Source organism: Trinickia camelliae (assembly GCF_053525655.1).
Genome location: NZ_JBCHAA010000020.1, coordinates 135,233 through 155,889, shown reverse-complemented (window position 1 = coordinate 155,889; position 20,657 = coordinate 135,233). Strand labels below are relative to the sequence as shown.

At 64.9% G+C, this 20,657-nt stretch carries 19 protein-coding genes and 1 pseudogene; 11 read left to right on the top strand and 9 right to left on the bottom strand.

Annotation, left to right across the window (positions count from 1 at the left end):
• Positions 1-365 (top strand): annotated as a pseudogene (locus tag AAHK20_RS28505) (TonB-dependent receptor); the annotation flags it as partial.
• Positions 366-612: 247 nt separating this feature from the next.
• Positions 613-1,110, top strand: a complete 498-nt coding sequence (locus AAHK20_RS28500) for a hypothetical protein (RefSeq protein WP_449184840.1) — start codon at positions 613-615, stop codon at positions 1,108-1,110.
• 30 nt (positions 1,111-1,140) lie between these two features.
• On the opposite strand, the gene AAHK20_RS28495 is transcribed toward AAHK20_RS28500, so the two are convergent.
• The 3 genes from AAHK20_RS28495 to AAHK20_RS28485 are packed head-to-tail and all read right to left on the bottom strand — an operon-like array spanning position 1,141 to position 4,055.
• Positions 1,141-2,229 carry a beta-propeller fold lactonase family protein gene (locus AAHK20_RS28495; RefSeq protein ID WP_449184839.1) on the bottom strand — a complete coding sequence of 363 codons (1,089 nt, stop codon included), beginning with the start codon at positions 2,227-2,229 and terminating at the stop codon, positions 1,141-1,143.
• Positions 2,230-2,238: 9 nt separating this feature from the next.
• Positions 2,239-3,018: an alpha/beta fold hydrolase gene (locus tag AAHK20_RS28490; RefSeq protein ID WP_449184838.1), complete on the bottom strand. Its 780-nt coding sequence runs from the start codon at positions 3,016-3,018 to the stop codon at positions 2,239-2,241.
• On the bottom strand, positions 3,015-4,055 hold the full coding sequence (locus AAHK20_RS28485; RefSeq protein WP_449184837.1) for a M14 family zinc carboxypeptidase: 1,041 nt from the start codon (positions 4,053-4,055) through the stop codon (positions 3,015-3,017). Before AAHK20_RS28485 ends, AAHK20_RS28490 begins: the two co-directional genes overlap by 4 nt.
• A gap of 303 nt (positions 4,056-4,358) precedes the next feature.
• On the opposite strand from AAHK20_RS28485, the gene phnC reads away from it, so the two are divergent.
• The 3 genes from phnC to phnE all read left to right on the top strand — a co-directional run bounded on the left by phnC (position 4,359) and on the right by phnE (position 7,044).
• The gene (phnC, locus tag AAHK20_RS28480; protein ID WP_449184836.1) at positions 4,359-5,195 is read left to right on the top strand and encodes a phosphonate ABC transporter ATP-binding protein; all 837 of its coding nucleotides are present in this window, start codon (positions 4,359-4,361) and stop codon (positions 5,193-5,195) included.
• Positions 5,196-5,224: 29 nt separating this feature from the next.
• Positions 5,225-6,202, top strand: coding sequence for a phosphonate ABC transporter substrate-binding protein (phnD, locus tag AAHK20_RS28475; protein ID WP_449184835.1), 978 nt, complete (start codon positions 5,225-5,227; stop codon positions 6,200-6,202).
• Positions 6,203-6,303: 101 nt separating this feature from the next.
• Positions 6,304-7,044 carry a phosphonate ABC transporter, permease protein PhnE gene (gene phnE, locus AAHK20_RS28470; RefSeq protein ID WP_449184845.1) on the top strand — a complete coding sequence of 247 codons (741 nt, stop codon included), beginning with the start codon at positions 6,304-6,306 and terminating at the stop codon, positions 7,042-7,044.
• A gap of 79 nt (positions 7,045-7,123) precedes the next feature.
• Here phnE and pdxR read toward each other — a convergent pair whose 3' ends face one another.
• Positions 7,124-8,725 (bottom strand): MocR-like pyridoxine biosynthesis transcription factor PdxR, encoded by a 1,602-nt coding sequence (gene pdxR / locus AAHK20_RS28465; protein WP_449184834.1) that lies wholly within the window; start codon positions 8,723-8,725, stop codon positions 7,124-7,126.
• Positions 8,726-8,853: 128 nt separating this feature from the next.
• Here pdxR and AAHK20_RS28460 point away from each other — a divergent pair, with 128 nt between their 5' ends.
• The 3 genes from AAHK20_RS28460 to AAHK20_RS28450 all read left to right on the top strand — a co-directional run bounded on the left by AAHK20_RS28460 (position 8,854) and on the right by AAHK20_RS28450 (position 12,568).
• Positions 8,854-10,140: a 4-aminobutyrate--2-oxoglutarate transaminase gene (locus AAHK20_RS28460; RefSeq protein ID WP_449184833.1), complete on the top strand. Its 1,287-nt coding sequence runs from the start codon at positions 8,854-8,856 to the stop codon at positions 10,138-10,140.
• A gap of 30 nt (positions 10,141-10,170) precedes the next feature.
• The gene (locus AAHK20_RS28455; protein ID WP_449184832.1) at positions 10,171-11,640 is read left to right on the top strand and encodes an NAD-dependent succinate-semialdehyde dehydrogenase; all 1,470 of its coding nucleotides are present in this window, start codon (positions 10,171-10,173) and stop codon (positions 11,638-11,640) included.
• Positions 11,641-11,917: 277 nt separating this feature from the next.
• A complete protein-coding gene (locus AAHK20_RS28450; protein ID WP_449184831.1) occupies positions 11,918-12,568 on the top strand; it encodes an outer membrane lipoprotein in 651 nt (216 codons plus the stop codon).
• 88 nt (positions 12,569-12,656) lie between these two features.
• On the opposite strand, the gene pcaF is transcribed toward AAHK20_RS28450, so the two are convergent.
• Positions 12,657-13,859 (bottom strand): 3-oxoadipyl-CoA thiolase, encoded by a 1,203-nt coding sequence (gene pcaF, locus AAHK20_RS28445; RefSeq protein WP_449184830.1) that lies wholly within the window; start codon positions 13,857-13,859, stop codon positions 12,657-12,659.
• A 316-nt stretch (positions 13,860-14,175) separates the two neighbouring features.
• Between pcaF and AAHK20_RS28440 the strand changes: the two genes are divergently transcribed.
• Positions 14,176-15,000, top strand: coding sequence for an IclR family transcriptional regulator (locus tag AAHK20_RS28440; protein WP_449184829.1), 825 nt, complete (start codon positions 14,176-14,178; stop codon positions 14,998-15,000).
• On the opposite strand, the gene AAHK20_RS28435 is transcribed toward AAHK20_RS28440, so the two are convergent.
• Positions 14,997-16,583, bottom strand: a complete 1,587-nt coding sequence (locus AAHK20_RS28435; RefSeq protein WP_449184828.1) for an MFS transporter — start codon at positions 16,581-16,583, stop codon at positions 14,997-14,999. The two genes, AAHK20_RS28440 and AAHK20_RS28435, sit on opposite strands and share 4 nt — an antisense overlap.
• Positions 16,584-16,727: 144 nt before the next feature.
• Between AAHK20_RS28435 and AAHK20_RS28430 the strand changes: the two genes are divergently transcribed.
• Positions 16,728-17,618 carry a LysR family transcriptional regulator gene (locus tag AAHK20_RS28430; RefSeq protein ID WP_449184827.1) on the top strand — a complete coding sequence of 297 codons (891 nt, stop codon included), beginning with the start codon at positions 16,728-16,730 and terminating at the stop codon, positions 17,616-17,618.
• A 123-nt stretch (positions 17,619-17,741) separates the two neighbouring features.
• Here the strand turns inward: AAHK20_RS28430 and phnN are convergent, their stop codons facing one another.
• Genes phnN through phnF form a run of 3 tightly spaced genes read right to left on the bottom strand, consistent with a single transcriptional unit; the run spans position 17,742 to position 19,914 of the window.
• Entirely contained in the window at positions 17,742-18,308 is a 567-nt protein-coding gene (phnN, locus tag AAHK20_RS28425) for a phosphonate metabolism protein/1,5-bisphosphokinase (PRPP-forming) PhnN (RefSeq protein WP_449184826.1), read from the bottom strand.
• Positions 18,305-19,132 (bottom strand): DUF1045 domain-containing protein, encoded by an 828-nt coding sequence (locus AAHK20_RS28420; RefSeq protein WP_449184844.1) that lies wholly within the window; start codon positions 19,130-19,132, stop codon positions 18,305-18,307. Before AAHK20_RS28420 ends, phnN begins: the two co-directional genes overlap by 4 nt.
• Before the next feature lie 14 nt (positions 19,133-19,146).
• Complete coding sequence (gene phnF / locus AAHK20_RS28415) at positions 19,147-19,914, bottom strand: phosphonate metabolism transcriptional regulator PhnF (RefSeq protein ID WP_449184825.1); 768 nt, start codon at positions 19,912-19,914, stop codon at positions 19,147-19,149.
• 182 nt (positions 19,915-20,096) lie between these two features.
• On the opposite strand from phnF, the gene phnG reads away from it, so the two are divergent.
• The gene (phnG, locus tag AAHK20_RS28410) at positions 20,097-20,588 is read left to right on the top strand and encodes a phosphonate C-P lyase system protein PhnG (protein ID WP_449184824.1); all 492 of its coding nucleotides are present in this window, start codon (positions 20,097-20,099) and stop codon (positions 20,586-20,588) included.
• The last annotated feature ends 69 nt before the right edge of the window (positions 20,589-20,657 follow it).

The following is a 20,657-nucleotide window of genomic DNA, read 5'->3' as shown; positions in this document are numbered from 1 at the left end:
CGAACACCGTCAAACTCAGGCTCGACTACGCAGCGACGCCGAAGTGGAACATCGGCACGAACCTGACCTACCGCGGCAGCATCTACGCGCGCGGCGACGAAGACAACGAGGACGTGAACGGCAAGATCGCGGGCTACTTCCTGATCGATCTCGATACGACGTACCAGATCACGAAGCAATTGCAGGTGTTCGGAACCATGTCGAATCTGCTGAACAAGCGCTACGCGAGCTTCGGCGTGCTCGGGCAAAACTTCTTCAACGGACCGAACCACACGTTTGACGCGTTTGCGCCAGTCAATGAACAGTTTGTCGGGCCGGGTGCGCCGAGAGGCTTGTGGGTGGGGATGCGGTATGCGTGGAAGTAAGGTTGGAACACCGGTGGTTTTCGAGGTTCAACGGCAAGCTTCGACTCAAGGCGCGTATTCCGCATGTCTTACGTCAAGGCTTAACGATAAACCGTTCTGCTAATCAATATCCTGCGTTACGCTTTCGAGCTCAATTTCGAAAGTCGCCCGCTAGCCGGGTTGCGATTAACGAAGCATCGCAAGATCCCAGGCACTGAAGTAGCAAAGTTCCGCCCCCCCTTCTGAGCGCCCCTATCCAGCCATCCCTATGATGCTCGACATCTCGAACAATATTCGCGCCGTTGTGTTGCTTGGATCGCCGGTCATAGCAATGCTTGTTATTCTGTATTTGCTCTTGGCCATCCCATTCATCGTGTTCGGATCCCAGGCAAAGAGACGGAAACGCCTTAAGCGGTCAACGCAAGTCATCGCAACATTGATTTTCCTACCGCTTCTGGTGGGACTGACGGCGAACTATGTATGGTTTTCGGAGATCAGAAAAACAACTCACGCCTGCGAGACTCAGGCATCGGACGACGGGAAATACCTGGTGACACAATGCCTTCTAAATGCCAGCTATCTCTACTTGCGAGTAAACGACAGTGAAACCAAAAAATTGCTTGCCGACAGAACCTATACATGCCAACCAGCCGATTCGAGACTGATCGTGGACAACACGATCGTCTTCGACGGCTGCGAATACAATGCCAGCAAGATTGAGCTTCGGCCCTCCCTGCTCGATCAACTCCGCGCAAAGCTTCCATAACACCAACGAAGACCAACAGCCCCACCACGATCAAGGCGCCTCAATCGACCCAACCCCCTTCGGATACGTCACGATGCCCCACGCAAGCGGCAAGCCGCCGATTTCCTTGATCGGCTGATACGTCCGCGCATCGAGCGCAACCACCGCGTTCGAGCGGCCGCACGCGGCAAGCAGCGTCGCCCCGTCCGGCGAAAACGTGAAATGCCAGCAGCGCACCCCAATCGGCACGTCCGCGACCAGCGCGTAGGTCTGCGCATCGAACACCTGAAGCGTCTTGTCGCGCGCCGCGGCGATCAAAAGACGCTTGCCTGCCGGCCCAAACGCAACGCCGTATGGCCCGAGTTTCGTATCAACCGTCTTCAAGATTCGGAAATCGCCCGCATCGAGCACGACGAACTGGCTCGCCGATTCAAGCGTGACGACATAGACCTTGCCGTCCGGCGACGCCTTCACCCCGCGCGGCCTGCCGCCCGCAGGCAGCTTCACGGTGTTTCTCAGCGTGCCCGTGCGCGCATCGTAGACGGAGACCGTATCGTCGCCCTCGTTGGTTACGAGCATCGTGTCGCCGTCGCGCGAAAATTCGACGCCTTCCGTCTCGTGCCCGCTCTTCACCGAAGTGATCACGCGCAGGCTCTTCAAGTCGACGATCGAGATTTCGGCGGGCGGCTTGTTCGCATCGTCGTCATCGTCGCCCTTGCCGCCCTTCGCATCGTGACCGCCGGCCGAGACAGGCGCGGCATCGCTGCCAGGCTCATGCGTCACGTAGGCGAAATCGCCGTGCACGCGCACGAATTCCGGGTTCTTGCCGATCTTCACGCGCTGCAGCACCGCGCCCGTGCCGGTATCGATGACGGACAGGTCCCCGGTATTCTTGTTCGCCACCAAAAGCCGCGAGCCGTCCGCCGTCAGGCTCAACCCGCGTGGACCATCCGCGCCGACCGGAAACGTCTTGATGAGACTCAGTTTATCGAGGTCGATAACGCCGACGCCCGCCGTTTCGCTCGTCACATAAGCAAGCGGCGGCGCGGCCCGCGTCACGCCCGGCGCAGCGAGCACGACGCCCGCGCAGAGCGCGACAAGCCGCGCGGCGGTTCGTGCAGGAAGGATCTTGTGCGGCATGTCGCTCACTCAACGCTGCGCGCTGAGCGGCCTGTCGAACGACGTCGCGCCCCACGCGGCGACGGTATCGCTGACCCACGCCGGATCGTCGTGCGGCAGATCGTGCCCGGCCCACGGATGCTCGACGTGCGTCGCCTGCCAGGCGGTCGCGAGCTTTCGCGAGCAAGCGGGGTCGACCAGCTGGTCTTCCCGCGACGACAACACCAGCGTCGGACAGCGCGGCGCATGCGGCGCCGCCTGAAAGCGCGCGGCGGCCCAAAGCTGACGCAACGCATTCGCGCGGCTTACAGGCGCACTGCGATAGATCTCGGCCCACGCGGTCAAGTCGGCCTCGCGCGTGTCGTGCCGGTTGCAGGTGAGGTTGTGAATCGCGGCTTCGGCGTCGCGCCGGTCGCGCCAGCGCCACGCCGCGCACAGCAACTCCATCCACGCGCTCGGGCGCAGCCGTTCGGTCGGCCCGGAAAAAGGCCGCATGCTCGTGTTGATGAGCGCGAGGCACTCGATATCCTTCGGCGCGCGCTGCGCCCACGCCGCCGCGACCATCGCGCCGAGCGACATCGCCATCACGCGGTAAGGCGGCGCATAGCCGAGACGGGCGATGTCGGTCTTCACGAAATCGACCATCTCCGGCACGCTTGCCGGCGCTCGCACGCCCGAGTGAATGCCGTTGCCCGGCAAATCGGCGAGCACCACCTCGCCTTCGATGCCGCTCGCGACGAGCTTGTCGGGAAGCGCCGCCCAGTGGCGCGCTTCGCGGGTCAAACCGCGCAGAAGGATCCAGGTCGTCATGCGCCGCGCGCCTGGTACCAGTGATCGGTGGCGCGCTGCAGCAACTGATGGCGCGCCGCCCCTTGCGGCAGCCAGCGCGGCGCGGCAAACGCGGCGCGGGCAAGGAAATCGAGCAGATTCACGTGCCGGCGCAGCACGCGTTCCGTGCGATGCGCCTTGATCGGATTGAACATGCCTTCGCGTTTGAAGATCTGGAGGGGGTTCTTCTTGATCCACAGCCACGAGCCGAGTTCGAGCGTCATCGGCAGGAAAATGTTGGGCGCCTTCGTGCGGTCGTACGCGCAATCCCACAGGTCGCCGTGCGCGAGATATTGATGGCTTTGCGGCTCGAAGGCGTAGCCGTGGTGCGGGTGGGCGCATTCGAACATCGTCTTCAGGGCGAACATTTCCGGCAGGTGGGCCATGTGTTTTTTCGATTTCGCGTAGGGAAACCAGATGCTGTCGCGAAAGCCATAGCCCGAGTGGCAATCGAGCGCGAAGCTGAGCGGCCGCGACATCAATTCCTCTTCGACCACGCGCAACAGCGTCGCGGCCTCCACTTCCATCGGCGCGCCGTCCTTGCCGCGATACCACGGCAGCCACGGCCCGATGCGCTGTCCGCCGGCCAGAAACGGCACGCGCCCTTCCGCGTTCTGCGGCGCGTTGCGCATGAGGTCGACGCCGTTCGGGTTCGCGCGGGTCATCGCCCACATGCCGCCCGGATTCACGATCGGCATGAAGACGAGGCGGACTGACTGCAACTGGCTGTGCAGCAGTTCGTCCCATTCGAGCCGGTAAAGGAGCGAGCGCATGTAGTCGAGCAGCAATTGCGTGCCGATTCGCTCGAGGCCGTGAATGCCGCCGAAAAAACCGATTGCCGGCGCCTGCGGATCGGTCGAGCCGATCGAGGCGACATAGACCGGAAAGGTGTGCCCTTGCGCTTGGGTTTCGCAGGCGACGCGCATCGAAAAGCGCATCGCGCCCGCGTCGAGGATCGCCTTCAGGTCTTCGTATTCGGCGAAGGTCGTCTCGGGCACCTGGGTCAGCACGGTCGTCATCGCGAAAGCCCGAGTCGATGGGAAAACGGCGCCGCCGGCACCGCGTGGAATCTAAACAATATAGACAGTTTATTGTAGCAGCGGCTGTTCGTCGCACCCTCTTTTAATGTCGTTTCGAATGTCGTTACGGCAACACTTTGTGACATCGCCGAGACGACATCCAAGGGTCACAATCCGCTCGTCAGGATGACAATCTTCATAACATATAGTCGTCTAGACGTTGAGATACCTTCACCGAACGGTCACAGTCGATTCTTAGAATGCCCCATGACTTAACGCAGCGCGCTCAGCGCCGAGGAATTCATGGACGCGATCCGCATCGAACGAATCAGTAAGACGTTCGCCAACGGCCGCAGGGCGCTCGACGAAATCGGCCTGCGGATCGAGCCGGGAGAAATGGTCGCGCTGATCGGCGCGTCCGGCTCCGGCAAATCGACGCTCCTGCGTCACATCGCGGGCTTCACCCCGGCGGATCCGCAGCCGTCGCACATCGAGATCCTCGGCCGGCCGATTCAGCGCAACGGCCGCATCGCGCGCGAAGTGCGCAGCATCCGGCGCGATATCGGCGTCGTGTTCCAGCAGTTCAATCTCGTCAACCGCCTGTCGGTGCAGACCAACGTGCTGGTCGGCGCGCTTGCGCGCATGCCGTTCTGGCGCCGTTTGTCCGGCACGTTCTCGCGTGCGGAAAAAGAGGGAGCGCTCGCAGCGCTCGCCGAAGTCGGCATCGCCGAGCATGTGCTGGAGCGCGCGGGCAATCTCTCCGGTGGCCAGCAGCAGCGCGCCGCGCTCGCGCGGGCGCTCGTGCAGCGCGCGAAGATCATCCTCGCCGACGAACCCATCGCCTCGCTCGATCCGGAATCGGCGCGCCGCGTGATGGACATGCTGCGCACGCTGAACCGCGAGCATCAACTGACCGTGCTCGTCTCGCTGCATCAGATCGATATCGCGATGCGCTATTGTCCGCGCGCCATCGCGATGCGGCGCGGCAAGATCGTCTACGACGGGCCGTCGGCCGCGCTCACGCCCGAACTGCTGCACCGCCTGTACGGCGTCGACGCCGAAGAATTGCTCGTGCCGGACGCGCAAGCGGCGTCCGAGGGTATCCATGACGGCACCCATCTCCGCATCGCTGTTTCATAACAACTGTTCGTCCACCAGGAAGCTCCTCGATGAAACTCTTTCGTCACCTGATCGCGGGCGCCGTAGCGCTCGCCTCGCTCACTTCGATTGCCGCCCACGCCGAGGACTTGACCTTCGGCATCATCTCGACCGATTCGTCGGCGGTGCTCTCGCAGCGCTGGCAGCCGCTCATCGACGATCTCAACAAGCAAACCGGCCTGCACGTGAAGGCATTCTTCGCGACCGACTACGCCGGCATCATCGAAGGCATGCGTTTCAACAAAGTGCAGATCGGCTACTTCGGCAACGCGTCGGCGATCCAGGCGGTCGATCGTTCGGATGGCGAAGTGTTCGCGAAAGTGAAGTACGTCAACGGCGAATCGGGCTACTACTCGCTCTTGATCACGAACGTGAACAGCCGATTCAAGACGCTCGACGACGTGTTCAAGAACACCAAGGACGTCACGCTAGGCTTCGGCGATCCGAATTCGACCTCGGGCACGCTCGTGCCCGCGTACTACCTGTTCGCGAAGCACAACACGCCGGTGAACACGTCGTTCAAGGCCGTGCTGCCGTCGAGCCACGAAGCGAATCTGCTCGCCGTCGTGAACAACAAGATCGACATCGCGACGAACAACAGCGTCGAGGTCGGCACGCTGAAGACGCAGCATCCGGACAAGTACGCGCAAGTGCGCGTGCTGTGGACGTCGCCGCAGATTCCGTCGGACCCGCTCGTCTGGCGCAAGGACTTGCCGCAAGCGACGAAAGACAAGCTGCGCAATTTCTTCGTCAACTACGGCAAGACCGATGCGCACGAGAAGGCCGTGATGGCGAACATCACGGGCTATAGCGGCTTCGACGCGTCGTCGGATGCGCAGCTCGTGCCGATCCGCGAAATCGCGCTGTTCCAGCAGAAGGAGAAGATCGAGTCCGACGCGCATTTGTCCGACGCCGACAAGAAGACGCAGCTAGCGGCCCTCGAACAGCAGATGAACGCGCTCACGGCGTCCGCTGGCGCGAAGCAATGAAAACCGCCGACATCACCGGAGCGCGCGGCGACGCCGCTCAGCAGACGGCGCCGCGCCCGGCGCTGTCTGCCGGCGCCGCGGTGGCGGGCAAGCGCAGCTGGATGTCGATGGCCGGCTGGATCGTGCTGTTCGCGCTGCTCGGCCTGTCGTGGAACGGCGCAGACATGCGCCCGCTCGATCTCGTCAGCGACGCGTCCAACATGGGCGACTTCGCGCGCGGCTTTTTCCCGCCGGATTTCACGGACTGGCGCGTGTATGTGCAGCAGATGATCGTGACGCTCGACGTCGCCCTGTGGGGCACCGTGCTCGCGATCGTCTGCGCGGTGCCTTGCGGGTTGATGTCGGCACATAACATGGCGCCGGCGTGGATCGTGCAGCCGATGCGCCGCGCGATGGACGCGTGCCGCGCGATCAACGAGATGGTGTTCGCGATGGTGTTCATCGTCGCGGTCGGCCTCGGCCCGTTCGCGGGCGTGCTCGCGCTGTGGGTGCACACGACGGGCGTGCTCGCGAAGCTCTTCGCGGAAGCGGTCGAAGCGATCGATCCGCGTCCCGCCGAGGGCGTGCGCGCGACGGGCGCGGGCAAGCTCGACGAGATCATTTACGGCGTGCTGCCGCAGGTGTTTCCGCTGTGGATCTCGTACGCGCTTTATCGCTTCGAATCGAACGTGCGCTCGGCGATGGTGGTCGGGATGGTCGGCGCGGGCGGCATCGGCGTCGTGCTGTATGAGTCGATTCGCTCGTTTGAGTATCCGCAGACGGCAGCGGTGATGTTAATGGTGATCGTGGTGGTGACGTTGCTCGATCTGGCTTCGGCTTGGTTGCGGGAAAGGGTGATTTGAGGGCCCACCACGTCAAATGCATCGAGCTGCCAATTGGCGAGAATTATGGGAATCAAATAATTATTGAATTCCCATAATTTCATCTAATTTGGCTGCCCGCCTCCAGAACGCCCTCCCGCAGCCCCGCTTCATCCATCGCCCCCGCCAGCAACTCGAACGCCGGCACGATCTCCTCATCCGGTACGCACGCATAGCCGATCAGCAACCCGGACGCCGAGCGCGCCGGTTCCGCGTAGTACCCCGACAACGGCCGCACGACGATATTGCGCTCGAGCGCGGCGGCGGCCACTTTGCGGTCGTCCGCGCCCTCCGGCAGTTGCAGCACCAAATGCAGCCCCGCATCGCCGCCGACCGTCGGCAACGCGTCGCCATAGCGCCGCGCGACCGCATCGAGCAAGTTCTGCCGCCGCTGCCCGTAAAGCGTGCGCATCTTGCGGATATGCGACGTGAAATGCCCTTCGGCGATGAACTCGGCGAGCACCGCCTGCTGCAATAGCTGCCCTTCCCGGTACAGCTCGGCGCTCGCGGTCGCGAAGCTCTCCGCGAGCGCCTCGGGCACGACGAGATACCCCACGCGCAAGCCCGGAAACAGCGTCTTGCCGAAGCTCCCGACATAAATCACCTGCCCCGCCGTATCGAGCCCCTGCAGCGACGCGAGCGGCCGGCTGCCGTAGCGGAATTCGCTGTCGTAGTCGTCCTCGATGATCCAGCACTGGTGCTGGCGCGCGTATTCGAGCAGCATGCGGCGGCGCGCGAGCGTCATCACCATCCCGAGCGGATATTGATGCGACGGGGTGACGAGCATCAGCTTCGGCGGATTCGCGAGATCGTCGGGCGAAGGCGCGATCCCTTCGGCGTCGACTCCGATCGGACGCGCGCGCAGCCCCGACACGTGCAGCACGCTGCGCACGCCCCAATAGCACGGGTCTTCGGTCCAGATGACGTCGCCGGGGTCGGACAAGAGACGCACAGCCAGATCGACCGATTGATGGATACCCGTGGTGATGATGATCTGCTCGGGCGTGCAGCGCACCGAGCGCGACGTGCGCAGGTAGTCGGCGAGCACGTGGCGCAAGAGCGCCAGACCGCCGCCCGGCGCGTAGGTCAGGAGTTCCGGGCGCAGCCGGCGCCAGTATTTGCTGCTGATGCGGTTCCACACCTGCGCGGGAAAGCGCGACACATCGGGCACGCCGGGCATGAACGCGCCCCATTGGCGCTTCGAGACGCCCGCGCCTGCGACGAGACGCGTACCGCGCGTCGAGAGCGCAGGCGCCGCGGTTTGAAACGGCGGCGCGGGCGCTCCAAACCCTGCACCAAGCCCCGGGCCCTGCCCGGCTGCGCGAACCGCTTTCCCCGCGTCCCCGCCGCTGCGCACCGGCTCCGCCGTCTCAGGCGCGCCCAAGATCTCATCCGGAGTGCTATCGGCGACGAAGGTGCCCCGCCCCGTCCCCGAAGTCACATAGCCTTCGAGCGCCAATTGCTCGTAGACCTGCGTCACGGTATTGCGCGCGATCCCGAGTTCGTTGGCGAGCAACCGCGACGACGGCACCTTCGTCCCGGCCGGCAGCTCGCGCGACAGGATCGCCTGCTGCAGCAGCCGATGCAGCTGCCGATAGACCGGTTGTCCGTTTCCGCGCTCGATCCGCTGCGCCAGCCAGTCCGACAATACGCTCGCCCGCATAAATTGGCTCCTACATTTTCATTGAAATGGCTCTAATAATTGGAGCCAAATCTGATTATAGTCGTTGCATCGGGCGGCTTTACGCCGCACATCGACACGAACTCAATCCAACGCGAGGAGATGAACGCATGTCCACCAATTCCGAACTCCATGCCCGCAAAGACGCCGCCACCCCGCGCGGCGTCGGCGTGATGTGCAACTTCTACGCCGCGCGCGCCGAAAACGCGGAACTGTGGGACATCGAAGGCCGCCGCTTCATCGATTTCGCCGCCGGCATCGCGGTCGTCAACACGGGCCACCGTCATCCGAAGATCGTCGCGGCGATCCGCGAACAGCTCGATCGCTTCACACACACCGCCTATCAGATCGTGCCGTACGAGTCGTACGTCACGCTGGCCGAGAAAATCAACGCCCGCGCGCCCGGCGACCATCCGAAGAAAACCGCGTTCTTCACGACCGGCGCCGAGGCCGTCGAAAACGCGGTCAAGATCGCCCGCGCGGCCACCGGCCGTCCCGGCGTGATCGCGTTCTCGGGCGGCTTCCACGGCCGCACGCTGATGGGCATGGCGCTCACCGGCAAGGTCGCGCCGTACAAGCTCGGCTTCGGCCCGTTCCCGTCGGACGTGTTCCATGCGCCGTTCCCGAATCCGCTGCACGGCGTGTCGACGGCCGATTCGCTGCGCGCGGTCGAAACGCTCTTCAAGGCCGATATCGATCCGAAGCGCGTCGCCGCGATCATCTTCGAACCGGTGCAGGGCGAAGGCGGCTTCTATCCCGCGCCCGCGGAGTTCGTGCGCGGCCTGCGCAAGATCTGCAACGAGCACGGCATCCTCTTGATCGCCGACGAAGTGCAGACCGGCTTCGCGCGCACGGGCAAGCTCTTCGCGATGCATCACTACGACGTGGTGCCCGACCTCATGACGATCGCCAAGAGCCTGGCGGGCGGTATGCCGCTGTCTGGCGTAGTCGGCCGCGCCGAGATCATGGACGCCGCCGCGCCCGGCGGCCTCGGCGGCACCTACGCGGGCAACCCGCTCGCTGTCGCGGCGGCGCATGCCGTGCTCGACGTGATCGACGAAGAACAACTCTGCGAGCGCGCGACGAAGCTCGGCGACAAGCTCAAAGCCAAGCTCACGTCGCTGCAACGCGAGGTGCCGCAGATCGCCGACGTGCGCGGCCCCGGCGCGATGGTCGCCGTCGAATTCCTCAAGGCCGGCACGCACGAGCCGGATACCGATTTCACGAAGAAAGTGCAGGCGCGCGCGCTGGAGCGCGGGCTGCTGCTGCTCGTGTGCGGCGTCTATAGCAACGTCGTTCGCTTCCTGTTTCCTCTCACCATTCAAGACGCAGTCTTCGACGAAGCGCTCGGCCTGCTCGAAGAGGTGCTGAAGGAAAGCGTGGCGGTCACGGCTTAAATTCGCGGCGTAAATGCATCTGGAGTGAACATGCCAAATCTGGAACCGATCAATCTGAAGGACGCGTCGCTCTTGCGCACGCAGGCGTTCATCGCCGGCGAATGGCAAGGCGCCGCCGACAACTCGACGTTCGAAGTGCGCAATCCCGCCTCCGGCAACGTGCTCGGCACGGTGCCGAACATGGGTGCGGCGGAAACCCGCCACGCGATCGAAGCGGCCAACCGCGCCTGGAGCGCGTGGCGCAAGCAGACCGCCAAGCAGCGTTCAGTCGTGCTGCGCAAGTGGCACGACCTGATGCTCGACAACGCGGACGACCTCGCGCTGATCCTCACGACCGAGCAAGGCAAGCCGCTCGCCGAAGCGAAGGGCGAGATCCTGTACGCGGCATCGTTCCTCGAATGGTTCGCGGAGGAAGCGAAACGCGTCTATGGCGACACGATTCCGAGCCCCTCCGCGGACAAGCGCATCGTCGTCGTGAAAGAGCCGATCGGGGTGTGCGCGGCGATCACGCCGTGGAACTTCCCGGCCGCGATGATTACGCGCAAGGTCGGTCCCGCGCTCGCGGCCGGCTGCCCGATCATCGTCAAGCCGGCTGAAGCAACGCCGCTCTCGGCGCTCGCGCTCGCCGTGCTGGCCGAGCGCGCGGGCGTGCCGGCGGGCGTGTTCAGCGTCGTCACCGGAGACCCGAAGACGATCGGCGGCGAGCTGACCGGCAATGCGACCGTGCGCAAGCTGTCGTTCACGGGCTCGACCGGCGTCGGGCGCCTGTTGATGGCGCAGTGCGCGCCGACCGTCAAGAAGGTCTCGCTCGAACTCGGCGGCAACGCGCCGTTCATCGTGTTCGACGACGCCGATCTCGACGCGGCGGTGGCCGGCGCGATCGCCTCGAAGTATCGCAACAGCGGACAGACCTGCGTCTGCACGAACCGCTTCTACGTGCACGAGAAGGTGTACGACGCGTTCGCCGAGAAGCTGCGCGCGGCCGTCGGTGCGCTAAAAGTAGGTCGCGGCACCGAAGCCGGCGTGACGCAAGGCCCGCTGATCAACGAAGCCGCGGTGCTGAAGGTCGAAGCGCATATCGAGGACGCGCTGGCTAAAGGCGCGAAGATCGTCACTGGCGGCAAGCGCCACGCGCTCGGCCACGGCTTTTTCGAGCCCACGGTGCTGACCGGCGTCACGCCCGCGATGAAAGTCGCGAAGGAAGAAACGTTCGGCCCGCTCGCGCCGCTCTTCAAATTCGCCTCGGACGATGAAGTGGTGCAGCTCGCCAACGACACCGAGTTCGGCCTCGCCGCCTACTTCTACAGCCGCGACATCAGCCGCGTATGGCGCGTGGCCGAAGCGCTCGAGTACGGCATGGTCGGCATCAACACCGGGCTCATCTCGAACGAAGTCGCGCCGTTCGGCGGCGTCAAGCAATCGGGGCTCGGCCGCGAAGGCTCGCACTACGGGATCGACGACTATGTCGTCATCAAGTATCTGTGCATGGGCGAGGTTTGAGGCACTGAGCGCTTGAATCGCTCGCGGCTTTAAGCAAAACGGCAACGCAAAACGACAACGGTTTAACACCGTTGCCGTTTTGTTTTCTGCACATGCGGCTCGGTCCGCGAACGTCGCGCATCGAGACTTGTCGGCAAGCGTCACGCCGCTACAGACTTTACACACTGTTACCCGCAGCCATGCGCCCGTAAACACCGCTTTCCCTATACTTCACGCGCCGATCCGCAGTTGGATCACTCCGCCGCAAGCAAGCGGCGCTTCGATGCAGAGACACCCGATGACGCGCGTATTTCTCCCCAAAGCCAGCCTTCTCGTTTCCCTTGCCGCAGCCGGCGCAACGTTCGCGCTGAGCGGCTGTGTGGCGCCGAATCCGTACGCGTCATATCCGTCCCAGCCGCAATACGCGCAACCTCAGTACACGCAACCGCAATACGCACAGCCGCAATATGCCGAGCCCGCGTACACGCAGGACACCGACTCGCAGCCGGCCTACGCCCAACCTGTTCCCGCGCCGATGCCGCCTGCCGGCTACCAGCCGCCTCCGCCTGCGGCCTATCAACCGGCCCCGGCTGCTGCGCCGGCCTATGGCTACTCGCAGCAATACGGCACCGTGACGGCCATCCAGCCGCTCAACAATGCGGCAAGTCCTGGTGGCGTCGCGGGAACCGTGGTCGGAGCAGTGGTCGGCGGCGTGCTTGGCAACCAGATCGGACGCGGGCACGGACGCGATGTCGCCACCGTGGTCGGCGCCTTGGGCGGCGCGGTGGCCGGAAACTCGATCGGCCAGCAAATGGGCGGGCCGGCCGGCTATCGCGTCTCGGTGCAGCTCAACGACGGCTCGACGCGCGCCTTCGATTTGTCCAACCCTGGCGATCTGCATCCGGGCGATCGCGTACGTGTCGACGGCAATCAGATCGCGCGCTATTGATGCTTGATACGACGGCGGGCCGCTATAAAAGCGGCCCGCTGTCAGCGAGGTGGGGTGAGGCAAGCGGCAAAGCCTGCCTAATCAGGCATCACACCCGCTCGATCGCCATCGCAATCCCCTGCCCGACGCCGATGCACATCGTGCACAGCGCGTAGCGCCCCTTCGTGCGATGCAGTTGGTACGTCGCGGTCGTGACGAGCCGCGCACCGCTCATCCCCAGCGGGTGACCGAGCGCAATCGCGCCGCCGTTCGGGTTCACGCGCGGATCGTCCTCGGCCACGCCGAGCATGCGCAACACCGCAATGCCTTGCGAGGCAAACGCTTCGTTCAACTCGATCACGTCGAATTGATCGATCGTCATGCCCAGACGCGCGAGCAGCTTCTGCGTGGCGGGCGCCGGGCCGATGCCCATCACGCGCGGCGCGACGCCCGCCGTCGCGATGCCGAGCACGCGCGCGCGCGGCGTCAGGCCAAAGCGTTTCGCGTTCTCTTCATTCGCCAGCAGCAAGGCGACCGCGCCGTCGTTGACGCCCGATGCGTTGCCCGCCGTCACCGTGCCGTCCGGACGCACCACGCCCTTCAACTTCGCCAACGCTTCGAGACTCGTCTCGCGCGGGTGCTCGTCCTGCGAGACGACGATCGGGTCGCCCTTCTTCTGCGCGATCGTCACCGGCACGATTTCCTGCGCAAGCGTGCCGTCGCGCTGCGCGCGGGCCGCCTTCTGCTGGCTGCGCAGCGCGAACGCATCCTGCGCCTCGCGGCTCACGTTGTAGTCCTGCGCGACGTTCTCGCCCGTTTCCGGCATCGAATCGACGCCGTATTGCTGCTTCATGAGCGGATTGATGAAGCGCCAGCCGATCGTCGTGTCGTGGATGTCGGCCTGACGCGAGAACGCCGTCGGCGCCTTGCCCATCACGAACGGCGCGCGGCTCATGCTCTCGACGCCGCCCGCCACCATCAGCGCCGCTTCACCCGATTTGATCGCGCGCGCGGCAATGCCGACCGCGTCCATGCCCGAACCGCACAGGCGGTTCACGGTCGAACCCGGCACCGCCTGCGGCAGACCGGCCAGCAGGAGCGACATGCGCGCGACGTTACGGTTGTCCTCGCCGGCCTGGTTTGCGCAGCCGTAGACCACGTCGTCGATGGCCGACCAGTCGACGTCCTTGTTGCGCTCCATCAGCGCTTTCAGCGGCACCGCGCCGAGGTCGTCGGCACGAACCGACGACAGGGAACCCGCATAGCGGCCGATTGGCGTGCGGATCGCGTCGCACAGGAAGGCTTCGGTCATGTGATGTCTCCAGAGATTGAATGCCGGCGCGCGCGCCCGGGCGCGGCGCAGTCGAGCGGGAGGCCATGCGGCGATGATCGTTGCAAACGAGAAAGCCGTGCGGCCGGATTGCGAAATGTTCTATATACGAACTAAAGATCGCTTATCGAACATTTAAAGCCATCATAGAGGCTCAGAGAAATCCCTGTCAAGCTTGGCGGTGTTCCCCGCCCAACGCACCGGCAAGCGACGAACCTCGGATCACCCCCGTTGGCCCAAGGTTGGCGAAAGGCGAGCCTTGAGCTATCTTCACGGCTGCCCCATTTCGCCACAGGCCATGAGCAAAGCTCCCCAAGTGTCGCCTCCCCTTTCCGACGAAACCTCCGAAGCGCCGGACAAACCGGGCGACTCCTACGTCCAGTCGTTCGCACGCGGCCTCGCCGTGATCCGCACGTTCAACTCGGAACGCCCCGAACAGACGCTGACCGATGTCGCCGCCGCTGCCGGCCTCACGCGCGCGGGCGCGCGCCGCATTCTGCTCACGCTGCAGACGCTCGGCTACGTCGAAGCCGAAGGACGCCTCTTTCGCCTCACGCCGAGAATCCTCGATCTCGGCTTCGCCTACCTGACGTCGATGCCGTTCTGGAATCTGGCCGAGCCGATCATGGAGGATTTGTCCTCGCAGGTGCACGAAAGCTGCTCGGCGGCCGTGCTCGACCGGACGGAAATCGTCTACGTGCTGCGCGTGCCGACGCACAAGATCATGACGATCAATCTCTCGATCGGCAGCCGCTTGCCGGCCTATTGCACGTCGATGGGCCGCGTGCTGCTTTCGGCGTTGAGCGAGAAGGAACTCGACGCCACGCTCGACGCCACGCAGATCGTCTCGCACACGCCGCGCACGATCGTCGACCGGGACGAGCTCAAGAAGACCATCGCGCAAGTTGGCGCGCAAGGCTGGGCGATCGTCGATCAGGAGCTCGAAGCCGGCCTGATCTCGATGTCCGCGCCGATTCGCAACCGACAGGGACGCATCATCGCCGCGCTCAACATCAGCGGCAACGTGCAGCGCAAGTCCGCCAAGCAGATGGTGAAAGCGTTTCTGGAGCCGCTGCAGCAGGCTTCGCGGACCGTCTCCGAACTGGTCGCGCGGCGCGGTTAGGCGTCGTCCGCGCTGCGATGCGGCTGCGTGAGCAACGCGAAGACAATCAGCGCGGACAACAGCGTGATAGCAATCAACGCATACAGGAGCGTCTGGAACGCATGCGCGTAGACGTTGACGAGCGTCGCGTGGCTCAACCCCGGGATCAGGGCCACCGCATCGCGCAGGTCTCCGGTCGCCGCGCGCTGAGCCGCCATGGCTAAACGCGGCGAGGCGGAGACACGCGACTCGCGCGCGAGCCCTCCTTGAATCAATCCCGCGAGCAGCGCGCCGACGATCGCGAGCGCGATCCCCTCCCCGGCCACGCGTGTCGTGCTGAAGATGCCGGTCGCCATGCCGGCGCGCTCCTTCGGCACGACGCTGACCGACAGGCCGTCCATCAGCCCCCAGGGCATGCCCGTCCCGAACCCGATGACGAACATCGCGAGCATCGTGCCGCGTGCCGACTGCCCAGGCTCGATGCGCGACAGCAGAAACAGGCCAGAAGCGGCGATCAGCAGCCCGACGCCCGCCACCACCGCCGGCCGCACCCATCGCGTGACTAGGGCGGCGGCAAACGGCACGAACAAGAGCGGCGCCGATAACGCGATCATCATCAATCCGCCGCTCACCTCGCTGCGCCCCTCGATGCCGATGAAGCGGATCGGCAGCAAGATCAGCAGGACGACAAAGCAATAGCAGGTCGCGACCGGCAGCGCTTGCACACCCACGAAGCGCGGGTAGCGAAACAGCGTGAGATCGAGCATCGGCCTTACGGTGCATCGCTCGATCACGACGAAAGCCACGACGCACGCCGCCGATGTGGCGAAAAGACCGACGACGAAACCACTCGTCCAGCCGCTTTCCGGCGCCTGCAGCACGCCCCATGTCAGCGTCGCCAGGAAGCCGGTGAAGGCGAAGGTGCCCGGCCAGTCGACGCCGGCTGCATCCGGATCGCGCGATTCGCGCATGCGCGGCACGCCGATCAGCAGCACGAGCACGCCGATGAGCGCGCTCGAGACGAAAATCGAACGCCAACCGTAGCGGTCGATGAGGAACCCCGCGAGGATTGGACCGAACGCTAGCCCCACGCCGAAGGTCGTGCCGAGCAGGCTGAACGCGCGCGTGCGGGCGTCACCGTCGAACTCCTGCGCGAGCGCGGCAGATCCGCCCGACAGCGCCGCGGCCCCGGCGACGCCCTGTGCCGCTCGCAACACGTCGAGCCAGCCGACGCTCGGCGCAAAGCCGATCAGCAGCGACAACAACACAAAGAGCGCAATCCCGATCGCGAAGATCCGCTTGCGGCCGAACACGTCCGCGAGCGTTCCCGCCGCCATGAGCACGCTGCCGAAACTGAGCATGAACGCGTTGGTGATCCAGTTCAGCGCGACGGGACTCCCGCCGAGATCGTGGCTGATCGCCGGGATCGCGACGGGCGCGCCGGCGAAGCTCAGCGGCAGCGTCACCGCCGCCAGGCAGACGGCGCCGAGCACGGCGAGCGGGCGGTGGGTAGCCTCGGCCCGTGCATTCGGCAATGGCGAAGGCGAGCGCGAGAACGGCGCGCGGCGGCCGGCACGGCGCTTTGTAGCGGAATCAGTCGACATCGAATCCTCTTGAATTGCGCTCGCCGCTTTATGGCGAAACGAGGCGGTGAATGAGTTCGACTGATGATAAAGTGGCCGCAATCGTGGCAAAACACGCTATTCGTCCGCCATGAACGGACAAAAATTCTCGAATCGAGGGATACGATGGATAGCCTCAGCGGTCTCTTAGCCTTCGTCCACGCCGCCCGGATGCGCAGCTTCGTCGCGGCGGGGGAACGGCTGGGGGTGTCGGCGTCGGCGGTCGGCAAGAGCGTCGCGCGGCTCGAGGAAAAACTCGGCGTGCGGCTTTTGAACCGCAGTACGCGGCGTATCAGTCTGACTGAGGAAGGGGCGCTGTTTTTCGAGCGGTGCCAGCGCATCGTCGGGGAGATCGAAGAGGCCGAGGCGGAAATGCTGCGCGTCACCGGCACGCCTAGCGGTCGGCTGCGCGTGAGCCTGCCGGCGGTCGGATACCGGATGCTGATGCCGGTGCTGCCCGAATTCACGCAGCGGTATCCCGACATCGAGCTCGATCTGGATTTCAACGACCGGCTGATCGACGTGATCGCCGAGGGCGTCGATGCGGTGATTCGCAGCGGCGAGCTGAACGACTCGCGCTTGAAGGCGAAGCCGCTTGGGCCGTTTCGCTTCGTTCTTGCCGGCGCTCCTGGGTATTTCGCGCGGCGCGGCGTGCCGCTCGTGCCGCGCGAGCTGGAGCAGCACGCGTGCTTGCGCTACAAGTTTCCAACCACGGGACAGCTTCAGCCATGGAGCCTGCGCTTGCGCGCGGACGAACCACCTGTCGCGCTCGAAGGCGGGCTGATCTGCAACAGCATCGAAGCGTTGATCGCTGCGGCATCGGGAGGTTTAGGCATCGCTTATCTGCCCGACTTCGTCGTGCGCGAGGCGATCGCGGCCGGAACGCTGACGACTGTACTCGACGACTATCTGCCCGACACGGGGCGGTTCTCGGTGCTGTGGCCGAGCAACCGGCACTTGCTGCCGAAGCTCAGAGTGTTCGTGGATTATTTGGTTGAGAAGCGGGTGTTGGGGTAGACGGCGATCGAAGGCGGACAACGCCTTACTGTCGCGCGCTACGCTGCATACGGCATGCGGTATTTGGCATGTTGCATACCAAACGCGAGCCGCTTGCCCCCGGATTGTTTGCCACCGCGCGCATCACGCCACGCGGCTCGCCGATTGCGCGATCCCGCGCAACACGTCGACGAAGTGCTGCCCAGCGGTTTCAAGCGCCCCCGAATTATCGATCGAGGTCAGCCGCACGCCGTCGGGCACCTGGAACGGCGCATGCCGCGCCAAGCGCGCCGCGACTTGCTCTGCCGTCTCGCGCGCCCGCGCGCCGAGCCGTGCCGCGAGGATATGCGGCGCGGCGTCGACATGGACGAGCTGCGCAAGCGGATAGCGCGCCAACACCTCGCGCAAATGCTGCCGCGAGCCGTTGACGACGACTGCGCATCCACGCGCAAGCCACGCGTCGAGTTCGATTCCAATTCCGTAGCGCAATTCGTGGCTCGCCCATTCGAGCGCGAAGAGGCCCAGGTTCGAGCGGCCCGCGAATTCGTCGGCCGTCAGCGCGATGTGATTTTCTCCGTGGCCTGCGGGCCGCGTGATGTAGCGGTGCGCGAACACGACGGGCTCACCTGTGAGAGCTTGGCGCGCGTACGCGAGGAGCGAGTCCTTCCCTGCGCCGGACGGTCCCATCACGTAGACGAGGCGGCTGCTCATCGCGTGCTCCTTGCTGCGTTGCCGGCCTGCGCGCCATCGTTCGACTCGCCCGCTTGGGCGGCATCAGCCAGGAACGGCAGCCGCCGCCAGAGCACGAACGGCGCATCCGGCGACGGCTCGACGAACAGCGCCGCCCCATCGACCGGCAGCGGCCCCAGCCGCGCCGCCTCCGCATGCCAATGCCGAATGAGCGCATCGCACTCGTCGTCGGCGGAAAGGGAATCGGAAAGCGTCATATGAAAACGGAACTCGTCAAACACGTACGGATAGCCCCATGCGAGCAGCAATTCGCGCTGCCGTTCGGTCAAAGGCGCGGCCAAGCGGCGCTCGATGTCGGCGGCTGGCGGGCGGGCGCGCAAGGCGTCGAGCGTGCTCAGGGCGTCGGCGGCTAGTGCGCGCAAGGCGTCATCGCCCGACGCAGCAGCCGGACGCAGCGCGACGAAGCGGCTCAAGAGCGCCGCTTCCACCGGCAGCGAGAACGGCGTCTGGCGCCGCGCCCAGGCGAGCGCGGCGTCGAGCACGTCATTTGAAGTGACGCCGTCCGCCAACCTGAACGGAGCAACGAGCGTGCCGTGCCATCCGTAGCGGCACGGCGCAACCGTCAACGCACCGACCTCACGGCGCAGCGCAGCAAGCTCGGGCGGAGTATGAACGGCGCCGTTCTCGGGATCGCGCCCAAGCCATGCACAACCGGCCTGCCACCAGCCCGATTCGCGCGGCGGCGCGTAATAGATCGCAAAGCGCGCGTCTGCGGTCCATTGCGCAGTCGCAGCTTGAACGGCGTCAACTGCAGCGCCTTCGTCGAGCCACACCTGCGAGCGCATCGGTTCGGAGGCGCTCATACGTCGTGCTCGATCATCAACTGCACGCGGTCCGCCGCGAAGTGCGTAATGCCGTACTTGACCGGCACGCCCTCCATGTCGGCCTCGACGTTCTCGACCCACAACACCGGCTGCTGCCGGTTGATGTTGAGCCGGCGCGCGACTTCGGCCTCGGGCAGCACGCTGCCGATCCGGCTCCACTTGCGCACGTAGTCGTGCACGCCGAATTCGGCGAGCGCCTTCGTGATGCTGTTGGTGCGCTCGAGCACTTCGGGCATGTCCGGAAAACGCGCGGCCGGATACCAGTTGCGCGCGAACGTGAGCGGCACGCCATCCGATTCGTGGCGCGTTTCGATCTTGTAGACGAACGCGCCTGCCCGAATGGCGAGCGCCTTCGCGACATTCGCGTCGGCCTTCACGCGGGCCGCCGAAATCATCGCGCCGCTCGGCGCGTGGTTTTGCCTTTGAAGGTTTTCCGTGAAGCGCGTGCGGCGTCCGATCGAATAATCCATCGCGCCGGGCTGCACGAACGTGCCGCGTCCCTGCTCCACACTCACGAGGCCCAGCGCGGCGAGCCCCAGCATCGCGCGGCGCACGGTGTGGCGGTTCACGTCGAAGCGCTTGGCCAGCTCGCCTTCGCTCGGCAGCCGCCCTTCGGCGCCGAAGCCGCTCGCCGCGATTTCCGCCGCGAGGATCTGCTCGATCTGCCGCCATACGGCGACGCCCGCGCCGCGCTCGACAACGGTTCCCGGGTCCCCGTTGTCGTTCGATGCGTTCGATGTCATGGCGTTGTCATTCCCTTGGGTTTCAATTTCGTTTTGCGCATTGTAGTGCGGCCCGCGTGATGGAAATGTGAAAATCGCGCGGTGGCGCACATTGCCCAAAAATTTTACATCTAAACGTCTAGACGTTTAGACAATTAGATGGTGAAATGTTCGCACCTTAGATCGCATCGACAAGGAATTTCATGAGCGCTACCGTCGCCTCATCCTCCCACTCCCGCCGGCGTGCGTGGCTCGCGGTGCTCGCCCGCGCGCCGCGCGCCGATCTGGAAGCCGCGCTCGCTCGCGCGTTCGAGGGCGCCGAGCTCCCGGCGTACGAATGGCTGCGGGCGCCCGAGATCGGGCTCGCGATGGTGCGCGGCCGCATCGGCGGCACCGGCGACCCGTTCAATCTCGGCGAGGCCACGGTCACGCGCGCCACGCTGCGTCTCAAGGGCGTCAGCGGCAGCGATGGCACGGCGCCGGTCGGCGTGGCGTGCCAGCTCGGTCGAGACAAACGCCGCGCCGAACTCGCGGCGCTTGCCGACGCGCTGCTGCAAGTGCCCGAACGGCATGCGGCACTCAACGAACGTTTGATCGAGCCGCTCGCCGAACGCCTTGCGGCACAGCGCGAAACGCGCCGGCAGGATGCCGAGTCGTCGCGCGTCGAATTCTTCACGATGGTCCGAGGCGACTAACTAATGAACAACCCCCACGCTCACATTCGTTCGCTGTCGACCGGAGTTAGCGCTTTAGCGCTTACTCCG

Bases quoted from the DNA above. Each gene is read 5' to 3' on its own strand.
- AAHK20_RS28500 (WP_449184840.1), top strand. From the start codon at position 613: ATGATGCTCGACATCTCGAACAATATTCGCGCCGTTGTGTTGCTTGGA.
- AAHK20_RS28495 (WP_449184839.1), bottom strand. From the start codon at position 2,229: ATGCCGCACAAGATCCTTCCTGCACGAACCGCCGCGCGGCTTGTCGCG.
- AAHK20_RS28490 (WP_449184838.1), bottom strand. From the start codon at position 3,018: ATGACGACCTGGATCCTTCTGCGCGGTTTGACCCGCGAAGCGCGCCAC.
- AAHK20_RS28485 (WP_449184837.1), bottom strand. From the start codon at position 4,055: ATGACGACCGTGCTGACCCAGGTGCCCGAGACGACCTTCGCCGAATAC.
- phnC (WP_449184836.1), top strand. From the start codon at position 4,359: ATGGACGCGATCCGCATCGAACGAATCAGTAAGACGTTCGCCAACGGC.
- phnD (WP_449184835.1), top strand. From the start codon at position 5,225: ATGAAACTCTTTCGTCACCTGATCGCGGGCGCCGTAGCGCTCGCCTCG.
- phnE (WP_449184845.1), top strand. From the start codon at position 6,304: ATGTCGATGGCCGGCTGGATCGTGCTGTTCGCGCTGCTCGGCCTGTCG.
- pdxR (WP_449184834.1), bottom strand. From the start codon at position 8,725: ATGCGGGCGAGCGTATTGTCGGACTGGCTGGCGCAGCGGATCGAGCGC.
- AAHK20_RS28460 (WP_449184833.1), top strand. From the start codon at position 8,854: ATGTCCACCAATTCCGAACTCCATGCCCGCAAAGACGCCGCCACCCCG.
- AAHK20_RS28455 (WP_449184832.1), top strand. From the start codon at position 10,171: ATGCCAAATCTGGAACCGATCAATCTGAAGGACGCGTCGCTCTTGCGC.
- AAHK20_RS28450 (WP_449184831.1), top strand. From the start codon at position 11,918: ATGACGCGCGTATTTCTCCCCAAAGCCAGCCTTCTCGTTTCCCTTGCC.
- pcaF (WP_449184830.1), bottom strand. From the start codon at position 13,859: ATGACCGAAGCCTTCCTGTGCGACGCGATCCGCACGCCAATCGGCCGC.
- AAHK20_RS28440 (WP_449184829.1), top strand. From the start codon at position 14,176: ATGAGCAAAGCTCCCCAAGTGTCGCCTCCCCTTTCCGACGAAACCTCC.
- AAHK20_RS28435 (WP_449184828.1), bottom strand. From the start codon at position 16,583: ATGTCGACTGATTCCGCTACAAAGCGCCGTGCCGGCCGCCGCGCGCCG.
- AAHK20_RS28430 (WP_449184827.1), top strand. From the start codon at position 16,728: ATGGATAGCCTCAGCGGTCTCTTAGCCTTCGTCCACGCCGCCCGGATG.
- phnN (WP_449184826.1), bottom strand. From the start codon at position 18,308: ATGAGCAGCCGCCTCGTCTACGTGATGGGACCGTCCGGCGCAGGGAAG.
- AAHK20_RS28420 (WP_449184844.1), bottom strand. From the start codon at position 19,132: ATGCGCTCGCAGGTGTGGCTCGACGAAGGCGCTGCAGTTGACGCCGTT.
- phnF (WP_449184825.1), bottom strand. From the start codon at position 19,914: ATGACATCGAACGCATCGAACGACAACGGGGACCCGGGAACCGTTGTC.
- phnG (WP_449184824.1), top strand. From the start codon at position 20,097: ATGAGCGCTACCGTCGCCTCATCCTCCCACTCCCGCCGGCGTGCGTGG.